This window comes from Microcystis sp. LE19-84.1B, from assembly GCF_027531875.1.
Taxonomy (GTDB): Bacteria; Cyanobacteriota; Cyanobacteriia; order Cyanobacteriales; family Microcystaceae; genus Microcystis; species Microcystis panniformis.
Map to the genome: position 1 here is coordinate 1 of NZ_JAPZSR010000280.1, position 10,494 is coordinate 10,494.

The following is a 10,494-nucleotide window of genomic DNA, read 5'->3' on the forward strand; positions in this document are numbered from 1 at the left end:
CAAGCTTTTCTGGTCGGAACCCCCTAAGCCGAGTTTTCAAGGTGCTGCGCCGTCCACTTGGTTTTCGAGACTGGCCTTTTAATTCTAACGTAAAGCCAACCTAGAACGGCGGGGTTTCAGACCCAAAATTTCCGATGACCGAAAACCCCTAAAGGTACGCCCAACTGTTGACAAGCGGCGATCGCATTTTCTCAAGCTTTTTCCGGGGCAATCCGTCCCACCCAGGCTAGACAGGGGGAAGGAGCGGCCCGAAACTGATACAAAGATACGTCTAAACCATTAGCCAAACAGCGATAGGGGGGAGATATTGAGAAAGTTTCTGCTTGGGCGACGGTGTGAAAAGCGCGTAAATGGGGAAAACTGCGGTAGGTTTTTTGAATAATATGATCTATCGCCAAAGAAACGGAAGCCATGCTGACTAAATGGGCGACGGGAGTGGCAAAAAAAGAAGTGAGATAAAAAGGCAGCCAATCCTAGGCAAAATTAACAATTAAATCGTACTGATGTTGTACTTGTTGAGCGTAGTGCCACATATTGGCCAAAACGGCATTTTCGGGCATGAAAATCGGGGCTTGCCGGCCTTGACTTTGGGCGGAAATCTGGGCATTTCCTGCTATAGTGATTAAGGGAATATCATGCAATTGCGAGGCTTCTGGAGCCACTACCCGCACCGCATACCCTTGCTTATTCAGAGTGCGAGCGAGATCATAAAGAGTTAATTCTAGGCCACCGCCGTCCCCCGATCCCAAAAATCCCACGGGAGTGGAGAGAAATAACAGTTTTCCACTCAATTCTGCACCTCAGTGGATGTGGTTTCAGTGAAGGAAGTATCCTGTACGTCATCATCTTCCGGTTCACCAGTGGTTTCCAGGGGAGCAATATCTAAACGGGGCGGTAATTGCAGATTTAACTGTCTGATTGCCCAGCGTGCTGTTTCTTGCACTTCCTCATCGGAATCATCGAGGGCATGACAAATTAATTGACTGATCTGAGACATGATATCGTAGAGTCTGGTTAAATCCCGGATAGCATTTTTCCGCACTTGGGGATTTTTATCCTGGAGAGAGATAGCCAAAGCTTGGTTCATCGGTCGCAGGGAGCGGGTACAGATTTGAGCGAGAGCTTCTAGGGTTAAACTGCGTTCGTAGGAATCCCCATCCACCATACTATCGACTAAAGGCTGCATTGCCCTAGAATCGGACATCTGTGCCAGCTTCCAAACCGCCCGTCTGCGGGTGCGGGGATCATCATCACGCAGACTTTCAATCAAACTCAGGATTAAGTCTGCGTTCGGGATGCGGGAGGTAGCTTGTACGGGCAAAGAAGGCTCGAACTCGAAATCGTCTTCCCTATTGCCATTAATGTCACTGCCAGTTTTGGTGTCCGCATCGAAGGAATTACCATTGCCCCCGGAAAAGTTGTCGAGTGGGTTTTTAGGATTGACGTAAGTTGTCTTTTTGGGCCGTTTTGAGGCTTTGCCCTTGGGACGATATTGGAAGAAAAGCGATAGTAAAACTCCCAATAAAGCGATGGATAAGAGAGCCGAGCCAGCAATTAACGGTATTGGTGAAGTCTCGTTTTTGGCGGCTGCGTTGGCGGCCGTGGCGGTTTGACCTAGATACTTCTGGATATTAGCGATCGCATTTTGAGCAAATGTATCGTTCGGACGTTGTGCCAGAGCTTGTTGAAATTTTCCGAGGGCGAGTTGGTAATTTCTTTGGGCTGTAGCTTCGTAACCAGCTTTCATCAACTGATCGTAAGTGGCGACAGTCTGGGGTTGCTCTAACCTAGGGGGAGTTTGAGCGTTAGCCTTGGGTAAAGCCTGAAAATGATGACCCCAACTGCTCACACCGATAGCTAACAAAAATAGGAAATTGGGTTTGATCATAGAATTAATGCAACTGTTTAGGGGGGGGGGGAGGGTAAAAGTATGATAGCCTAAAAGCCGTAAATGAAAAGCACTTAACTCCAGAGATAGGTCATAGACCACGATGATTGGGAAAGGCCTCCGGTGAGCGTGGGGCGAATAGTACGGCTCCTAGTAGGGATTATCTGTGAAAAACTGGCTTAATTAAGCTTGCACAGGCGTTTTCCGCCACGTTCGACCTTGAATAGTCGTGTGGAATTGCCAATTAGCTACGGTTTCTGGATAATCGCCCCGATAGTGACCGCCGCGGCTTTCTGCTCGTAATAAGGCACTTTCCAGAATTAAGTCAGCGATATCTAGAAGATTTAATGTCTCGATCGCTATTCTTATTTCTAACTGCACCGAGGGACACAAAAATAATTGTCCTTTGTCGGGGAGAAGATTCTGGAGAAATTGGCCCATCTTTAAGGATTCTAACTGTTGTTTCCACTTTTGCACCCGTAGGATAGCAGTTTCTAACTCATTTTGAAATCGGCAAATTCCCGCATTTTCCCACATTAAAATCGGTAATTCTCTCCGTACTTTTTGCCAGTATTCCTGTTCTTCTTGCCAATTTTCTGCGATTTCTAAGGGTTTTTCTGGTCTTTCCCCCAGCAAGTTTTCCGGCTCTAGACCTATTGCAGCTAAACTTGCCGCAAAGACAATACATTCCAAGAGAGAATTACTGGCTAAACGATTGGCTCCATGAACACCTGTACTAGCTGTCTCGCCGATCGCATACAAACCGGGTAGAGAAGTGCGGGCGTTTAAATCGGTGGCCACTCCTCCCATCCAATAGTGAGCGGCGGGGGCGACGGGAATCAGCTCCTCAAGCACATTAATGCCCCATTTTTGACAGATGCGGATAATATTGGGAAAACGATAACGCAGACGCTCCGGTTCGATTGGTCTTAAATCTAGATATACTTTGGCATGGGCGGGATCGTCGGAGGTTTTCTGCAAATGGCTAAAAATTGCCCGACTCACCACATCCCGGGGAGCCAATTCTCCGGCCGGATGATAATCGAAGGCAAAACGCCGCCCCTGGGCATCAATTAAATGCGCTCCTTCGCCGCGCACCGCCTCACTAATTAAAAACCGCGGCGCCCCCGGCACAGTCAAAGCGGTGGGGTGAAACTGAAAAAATTCCGGGTCGCGAATCACTGCCCCAGCACGCCAAGCGAGGGCGACTCCATCCCCGGTGCTAACGGCGGGATTGGTAGTTTGGGCATAGACTTGACCGCCGCCTCCCGTAGCCAGAATGACTGCTTGCGCTCGTAGCCAACAGAGATGATCTTGATGGAGTAAACAAATACCTTGACAGCGTTGCCCTTCTGAATCAAGCCACAGTTTCAGTGCGATCGCTTGGGGAATAATGGTAATATTGGGGCGTTCGACCACTTTTTCCATCAGGGTACTGACGATCGCTCTCCCCGTGCGATCGGCTGCGTGCAGTACCCTGGCCTGGGAATGGGCAGCCTCAAGAGTGCGGGCTAAGTCGTCTCCAGAGCGATCAAAACTAACTCCTAACCGCAGCAAATCAGCGATCGCTTGGGGGGCCTTCTCGACTAAAAACTGCACGGCATAGCGATCGCATAAGCCCGCTCCAGCTTTCAGGGTATCTTCTAAATGGAAAACGGGGGAATCTGCCGGGGACGTGGCTGCCGCAATTCCTCCCTGCGCCCAATCACTAGCCCCAGTTTTTAAATCTTCTTTGGTAATTAAACCCACCTTTAAGTTAGGGGGTAAACACAGTGCGGCATACAATCCCGCCGCTCCCGATCCCACCACTAAAACATCTTGATAACTCGGCAGTTGCGAGGAAACGACCATGTAGGAGTTAATTGATAAATTCTATTTATTCTAGCACTTCATTTCTCTATAGCTCTGGCCAAAATCCCCAGTCTTTTCCTTGGGGCAGTATGCCAGATTCTTTATTTTGCCTCTTGCCTTCAGAAGCTGATCACTGAAAAAGGTGAGCGATCGCTCACCTAGGAATTTTTTTAAAACCGTAATTAACTGGATTTAGTAAACTCCGGGGTTAAAACGGTCATCACCCTCGATAAATTCTTTAGAAGGCTCAGTAACGGTGAATTTCTCTAGATTAGCCTGTAAACGCTCTTTTTGAGTGTCCGAGAGTCCGGGGATATTGAGGACATCTTCCACTTCTTCGTAGGGGGCGTTTTTGATGATTTTACCGGCTAAATTGGGATAGAACCCTCTCAAGTCCCGGAAATCGCGAATATCACTGTTATTAAGGTCGATTTTCGCCCCAAATTCTGTGGTTAGTTTAGCATCAGCCGCATTTAAGACCGCCACAGGATGAGAAGGAAGGGCGATCGAGGTAAGATTGAGAGCTTGAGCGGGAACTTTGCCCCAAAAACTCCCGATAATCAAGGCAATTACCGCCAGCAGACGAACAAGATTCTTCATTGCAGTTGTGGTCTCCTAAAACCAAGGCAAATTAACGATTAGGACAAGAAATTAAGCCGTCAGCTTTCCGACTAGGCATAGGGTGGGTAGTTGGGATTTGCCACCGCAGCCTAGCTATTAGCTGAACGCTGATAGCTAGTTAAAAAAGTTATATCATGCCATTAGACCAGATCATAACCTAGTTTGCCGTCCTAGGGGAAGGGTTTTGCGGTTTTGGGGTTTGATCACAAGGAACAAGTTGGTTAGGACAATCTAAATCGCTAAAACCCTTTTCTGGCAAGGATTTTCCTGCTGCCATCCAGCGGCTGCTACAGTTGAATTTCCCTATCTCCCTACTTCCCCCATTTCCTCATTCCCCTATCCCCTAATGCAATTATTACAAATCCCTAAAATTATCAATGAAGAACAGCACTCCTATGGCATCATAAACTGTTGCTTGTCTTGAAATATATAATAAGGAAGACACAATTATGGCTCTCCAATTGGGTGATATCGTTCCAGATTTTACACAAGATTCTAGTGAAGGTCCGATTTCTTTTCACCAGTGGGTAGGAGATAGCTGGGTGGTGCTGTTCTCGCACCCGGCTGATTATACTCCCGTTTGTACCACGGAATTAGGTACGGTGGCTAGTCTTAAGTCAGAATTTGAGCGCCGCAATGTTAAAGTGATCGCTTTGAGTGTCGATAGCGCCGAATCCCATCGGGGTTGGATTAATGACATCAACGAAACTCAAAACACTACCGTTAACTATCCGATTATCGCCGATGGCGATCGCAAAGTGTCCGATCTCTACGGCATGATTCACCCCAATTCCCTCAATAATCTCACGGTACGTTCGGTGTTTATTATCGATCCCAACAAAAAATTACGTTTAACTATTACCTATCCTGCCAGCACGGGACGCAATTTTAACGAAATCCTGCGCGTAATCGACTCCCTGCAGCTCACCGATAACTATCAGGTGGCTACCCCGGCTAACTGGACCGACGGTGGCGATTGTGTGGTGGTTCCCTCTATTCCCACTGAAGAAGCTCGCAGCAAATTCCCCAAAGGGGTTGAAGAAATCAAACCCTATCTACGCATGACTCCCCAACCTAATAAGTAATTAGTAATCGGTAATCGGTGAACCATATCCTGGAAAACTGGCAATCCGAAAACCATAAAGTCGTCAGGGAGGGTTAGCCATCCGTTATAACGGATAGCCAACCCCTGGCAACGGGGGATTTATCTCCCCATATCATTTATTAGTTTGATTGTCAATATATTTTTTCATAGTTTCCCTAGATGTGTTAGCGGCAGTAGTACCGAAAAGCAATTTCTTGGCTGGGTTAAAGACAATTCATCGACATCTATCTTAACTATAAGTTAAATTAATGTTTAACAAAAATCGGCTTAAGACTAAAAGAACAATGAACATTATGGCTCCAAATGCTTAGTAGTGGTTAGTTTAGCTAGATTGTAGATCGATGAAATTATCTAGAGATCGAGCAAGTATCCTCAAGAATTCTGGGTTAGATCTATAAGTAAATTTTATTTTAAGTTTATTTAAGACTGTCATTACTAATGCAAGGCTGAGTCAGGGAGATTTTCCCGTAGTATCAGAAATGAAACTCGCTCCAATCGTTCACTCTGAGGACGAGCGAGAGGCAATTGTAGAGACTGCCGCTTTCACTGGCATTTAATTAAGAGGAACAACCGATGGCAACAATTTATAAAGTCACCCTGAAAACACCCGATGGCGAGCAGACAATTAATGTTCAAGACGATGAGTACATTCTCGATGCAGCCGAAGAACAAGGACTAGACTTACCTTATTCCTGCCGTGCGGGAGCTTGCTCCAACTGTGCTGGTAAACTTCAATCTGGTAGTGTCGATCAATCCGATCAATCCTTCTTAGATGACGATCAAATTGAAGCGGGTTATGTCCTCACCTGCGTCGCCTATCCCACCTCTGACTGTGTGATCCTCACCCACCAAGAAGAAGAAGCTTTGAAGTAATCTTCAAGATTGTCAGAAAACTCCCGTTAAGTGCTATCTATGGTGCTTAACGGGAGTTATTTTATGGCTCAAAAAATTTTTTCCCTAAACACTTGTGTGTTTTAGCTAAGGGTGCTATGATTGATAATCGTGGAATTAATGGGTCGGTGCCCGAGTGGTTAATGGGGGCGGACTGTAAATCCGTTGGCTACGCCTACGCTGGTTCGAATCCGGCCCGGCCCACCACGATCAATGCCCGTGTAGCTCAGTGGTAGAGCACACCCTTGGTAAGGGTGAGGTCATGAGTTCAATCCTCATCACGGGCTTTCTCTTCCCTGCTCATTCTCAATCAGCCGTTGAAGGATGAGATTAAGTAAGTCTTCAGCACTATGGCGTTAACAGAAGTTATCCCCTAGCCCGATTAGGCATCGATCGCTTAAAATGGTCAAAATTAACTTATTTGTTGGCTCATGTCTCCCCTCGACAACATCGCTAAACTGTCTCACCTCACCCGCACAGATGTTCAGAAAAATTGGTTGATCGCTACAGCAGCGGAAAAACCAATTCAACCCGTCACCCTCAATGAAAAACAATACATTATTTGGCCGGCTGGCAGACAAATCCAATATCTAACTCAAAAAATTATTGTCCCCGAACATTTAGCCGGTTATCCTTTAGAGGGAATGGAACTGAGATTAATCCTAACTTGGTGGGCCGAAGATGTCAAAATTTATGTTAATAATCAATTTATCCAAGCAGGAGACCTCTTTGATTCTTCCACGCGCATTTTACTTTCTAACTCGGTCTCTACTGGTCAAGAAATCGTTGTTACTCTCCGTTTAGTCAGTCCCCATCATGATATTGGTGGTTTGATGAAATCCCAGTTAATCTATGAATATAGCCAAGCGATCGATCCTAGTTTTGTTGCTGATGAATTAACCATTCTCCATAATTATCTACAAACTTTTTATCCTGAAAACTTAGCAGCTTTTACCGCTACTCTCGATAATATTGACTGGGATAATGTCACCAACAAAGATAAATTTAATCGCTCCCTAGAATCAATTCGTCAATCCCTACAACTCCTCGCTCAACCTCTGAAAGAACGCAGTTTTCATCTTCTCGGTCACGCACATTTGGATATGGCTTGGTTGTGGCCGTTGGCAGAAACTTGGCAAGTGGCAAAAAACACTTTTATCTCAGTTTTAAACCTCCAAAAAGATTTTCCCGCCCTCATATTTGGTCATTCTAGCCCCCTAATTTACGAATGGATAGAAAAACATCATCCTGACCTGTTTCAAGCAATTATAGAGGCATATAAAGGGCAATCCTGGGAACTTTTGGGCGGAATGTGGGTAGAACCAGAAGTCAATTTAATCTCCGGGGAATCCCTATTTCGACAGCTGCTTTATGGACAAAAATATTTTCAAGAAAAATTTGGACAAATCACTAAAACCGCTTGGCTGCCGGATACCTTTGGGTTTCCCTACCAATTGCCGCAAATTCTTAAATCCTTTGGCATCAAATACTTTGTAACCGGGAAACTACATTGGAATGATACGACTAAATTTCCCCACGGTTTTTTCTGGTGGCAATCTCCTGATGGTAGTAAAATTCTTTCTCTCATGTCTCCTCCCAATGTTGCCGGAGTTATGGATACTAACCCAATTATTATGACCGATCATGCTCTCAATTGGGAACAGCAAACCGGCTTAAAAGATATTTTTTGGCTGCCCGGAGTTGGCGACCATGGCGGCGGTCCGACTCGTGATATGTTAGAAGTAGCCCAACGTTGGCAAAAATCTCCTTTTTTCCCCCAGTTAAAATTTAGCCAAGCAACAAATTATCTGGACAGTCTGGAGACAAGTAATCTTCCTATCTGGGATGATGAATTATATCTAGAATTCCATCGGGGTTGTTATACCACTCACTCTGACCAAAAAGCCTATAATCGTTACTGTGAAATCCTCTTGTATCAAGGGGAATTATGGTCTTCTCTGGCTAATATCTTACTAGAGATTCCCTATCCGAAAGTCGAGATAGAATCCGCCTGGAAAAAGGTTTTATTAAATCAGTTTCATGATATACTGCCCGGTACTTCTATACCCGAAGTGTTTAGGGATGCCAATCAGTTATGGCGGCAAGTTATCAGCACAGGTGAAGCAATTTTACATCAAGCTTTACAGGCAATTGCCCCTCAAATTAATTTACCTAATCCCCCCCATCCCCAAGCAAAACCTTTTCTAGTTTTTAATTCTCTTAACTGGGAAAGAACCCAGGTTATCTCTTTACCTATAGAATCTGTCAATTGTTCAGTTTATGGCTTAAATAATTGTCTCTGTACCTCGCAATTATCCCACGACAATCAGCTATTATTTCTCGCTGAAAATATTCCTTCTGTGGGTTATAAGTTATTTTGGTTAGTTCCCAATCAGCAAGCAGCCGAGCAAAATTTAATTAACTGCCAATTTATTTTAGATAATGGCTTGCTTAAAGTTACTATTAACTCAGAAACGGGGGATATAGATAGTATATTTGATGTAATTAATCAAAAAGAAATCCTGCAAGCTGCCGGTAATCAATTACAGGCATTTAAAGATCAAGGACAATATTGGGACGCTTGGAATATCGATCCGAATTATCAACAATATCCCTTACCTAAAACAGTATTAAAATCGATCGAATGCTTAGAATATGGTCCTTTGCGCTGGCAGATTCGCGTGATCAGAAGTTTAGCTGATTCGGAATTTTGTCAAGATTATATCTTAGAAAAAGATTCTCCTATTCTCCAGATTAAAACTATTGTTAATTGGCAGCAAGAACATACTTTAGTAAAAACCGCTTTTCCTCTCAGTCTCAACAGCAATTTTACCACCTATGAAATTGCCTGTGGTGCGATCGAGCGTTACCACGAACCAGAATCGCCAAAATGGGAAGTTTACGGGCATAAATGGGCAGATTTAACCGATAGAGAGGCAAACTATGGGGTTAGTCTTTTAAATAATAATAAATATGGCTATGATGCTACTAACCAGCAACTGCGATTAACTCTGTTGAGAAGTCCCCGATGGCCCGATCCCGAGGCGGATCTGGGAAAACAAGAATTTACCTATGCAATATATCCCCATCAAGGGGACTGGAAAACGGCGAAAACTGTCCATCATGCTTGGCAGTTAAACTCACCTGTCACCGTTATTTTTATTACTAATTCTTCCCGATCAAACCGGTTGCCACCCGTGGCACAATGGTTAAAATTCTCGGCCGATAACTTAATTTTAATGAGTTTCAAACAAAGTGAAACATCCGCTCGGAGTTGGGTAATGCGCGTTTATGAATGTCAGGGAGAAAACGCTGTTATTGATTGGCAAAATCAATTACAATTAACAATAAAAGAATCGATCGACGGTTTAGAAAGAGCGATCGATCCTATGGAGCAAATTTCTCCTTGGCAAATAGCCACATGGTTATTAAAGAATTAATCTTCGTGATCTTCAAAAGGATCGCTTAATTCTGCTGCTGGCGGTCCAAAAGCGGTATAAAGAGCTAAAGCGGTAATCCCCACCAAAGCGGCAGCGATCGAAATACCCAAAATTGTTGCAGTTTCCATAAAATAAAATTTGCTTAGATACAGTTTGTATCTTATCTTAACAAAATATAACCGATCTCGCCGCCAATAGCGATCGCTAATCGGGCCAGTTGAGGGTAAGTGCATCTTAACAATCCTTGACAAAATGAACTTTATGTGAGTTGCCTACCCACGATTCAGGCATATTTGAGGAGAATTTGCCATCTCAATTAAATAGGGTAACTATTCTGATGGACTGGTAAGCTGCCCGCGCATTTAAATTGCTTGTTGAAATAAGGCACTCTTGCAACATGAAAATGCGTCTTAGCTGATCATTTGAAATGCCTACAGGGCAAACAGATCACAAAATTGGCCAATTGTCAATAGCGCTTGAGATGCGCTTGCCATGATCTCATGCCCGACAATTTTCTAAAAGGATCAACTAGAATAGCGATCGAACTAAACCAGAAGAATTATTATGAAGAAACTCCTACAGGGACTAGAAAAGTTCCAGAGTGGTTATTTTGATGAACATCGGCAATTATTTGAGCAACTCTCCCACGGACAAAAACCGAGAATCCTGTTTATCACCTGTTCCGATTCCCGTATCGA

At 44.4% G+C, this 10,494-nt stretch carries 7 protein-coding genes, 2 tRNA genes and 2 pseudogenes; 6 read left to right on the plus strand and 5 right to left on the minus strand.

The genetic code is table 11. The annotated features are described in order from the left end of the window. Positions 1–194 precede the first annotated feature (194 nt). The 4 genes and pseudogenes from O9324_RS27250 to psbU all read right to left on the minus strand — a co-directional run. Positions 195–791: pseudogene (locus tag O9324_RS27250) on the minus strand (glycosyltransferase); the annotation flags it as partial. Beyond that, positions 788–1,888, minus strand: a complete 1,101-nt coding sequence (locus tag O9324_RS16055; RefSeq protein WP_287628529.1) for a HEAT repeat domain-containing protein — start codon at positions 1,886–1,888, stop codon at positions 788–790. The pseudogene O9324_RS27250 and the gene O9324_RS16055, both read right to left, overlap by 4 nt. Positions 1,889–2,071: 183 nt before the next feature. Then, positions 2,072–3,739, minus strand: coding sequence for an L-aspartate oxidase (gene nadB, locus O9324_RS16060; protein ID WP_287628530.1), 1,668 nt, complete (start codon positions 3,737–3,739; stop codon positions 2,072–2,074). A 192-nt stretch (positions 3,740–3,931) separates the two neighbouring features. Further along, positions 3,932–4,339: a photosystem II complex extrinsic protein PsbU gene (gene psbU / locus O9324_RS16065; RefSeq protein WP_002754370.1), complete on the minus strand. Its 408-nt coding sequence runs from the start codon at positions 4,337–4,339 to the stop codon at positions 3,932–3,934. A 470-nt stretch (positions 4,340–4,809) separates the two neighbouring features. Between psbU and O9324_RS16070 the strand changes: the two genes are divergently transcribed. From O9324_RS16070 to O9324_RS16090, 5 genes are all read left to right on the plus strand, one after another. Next, positions 4,810–5,445, plus strand: a complete 636-nt coding sequence (locus O9324_RS16070) for a peroxiredoxin (RefSeq protein WP_002761158.1) — start codon at positions 4,810–4,812, stop codon at positions 5,443–5,445. Between the two features lie 593 nt (positions 5,446–6,038). Then, complete coding sequence (locus O9324_RS16075; protein ID WP_002766009.1) at positions 6,039–6,338, plus strand: 2Fe-2S iron-sulfur cluster-binding protein; 300 nt, start codon at positions 6,039–6,041, stop codon at positions 6,336–6,338. A 140-nt stretch (positions 6,339–6,478) separates the two neighbouring features. Then, positions 6,479–6,563: transfer RNA gene (locus O9324_RS16080), tRNA-Tyr, on the plus strand. A gap of 8 nt (positions 6,564–6,571) precedes the next feature. Then, a tRNA-Thr gene (locus O9324_RS16085) sits at positions 6,572–6,643 on the plus strand. 144 nt (positions 6,644–6,787) lie between these two features. Further along, entirely contained in the window at positions 6,788–9,796 is a 3,009-nt protein-coding gene (locus O9324_RS16090) for an alpha-mannosidase (RefSeq protein ID WP_288140702.1), read from the plus strand. On the opposite strand, the gene psbN is transcribed toward O9324_RS16090, so the two are convergent. Continuing rightward, positions 9,793–9,924, minus strand: coding sequence for a photosystem II reaction center protein PsbN (gene psbN / locus O9324_RS16095; protein ID WP_002761150.1), 132 nt, complete (start codon positions 9,922–9,924; stop codon positions 9,793–9,795). The two genes, O9324_RS16090 and psbN, sit on opposite strands and share 4 nt — an antisense overlap. 436 nt (positions 9,925–10,360) lie before the next feature. Between psbN and O9324_RS16100 the strand changes: the two are divergent. Further along, a pseudogene (locus tag O9324_RS16100) lies at positions 10,361–10,494 on the plus strand (carbonic anhydrase); the annotation flags it as partial.

Coding starts and splice junctions, on each gene's coding strand:
- O9324_RS16055 (WP_287628529.1), bottom strand. CDS start 1,888: ATGATCAAACCCAATTTCCTATTTTTGTTAGCTATCGGTGTGAGCAGT.
- O9324_RS16090 (WP_288140702.1), top strand. CDS start 6,788: ATGTCTCCCCTCGACAACATCGCTAAACTGTCTCACCTCACCCGCACA.
- nadB (WP_287628530.1), bottom strand. CDS start 3,739: ATGGTCGTTTCCTCGCAACTGCCGAGTTATCAAGATGTTTTAGTGGTG.
- psbN (WP_002761150.1), bottom strand. CDS start 9,924: ATGGAAACTGCAACAATTTTGGGTATTTCGATCGCTGCCGCTTTGGTG.
- O9324_RS16075 (WP_002766009.1), top strand. CDS start 6,039: ATGGCAACAATTTATAAAGTCACCCTGAAAACACCCGATGGCGAGCAG.
- psbU (WP_002754370.1), bottom strand. CDS start 4,339: ATGAAGAATCTTGTTCGTCTGCTGGCGGTAATTGCCTTGATTATCGGG.
- O9324_RS16070 (WP_002761158.1), top strand. CDS start 4,810: ATGGCTCTCCAATTGGGTGATATCGTTCCAGATTTTACACAAGATTCT.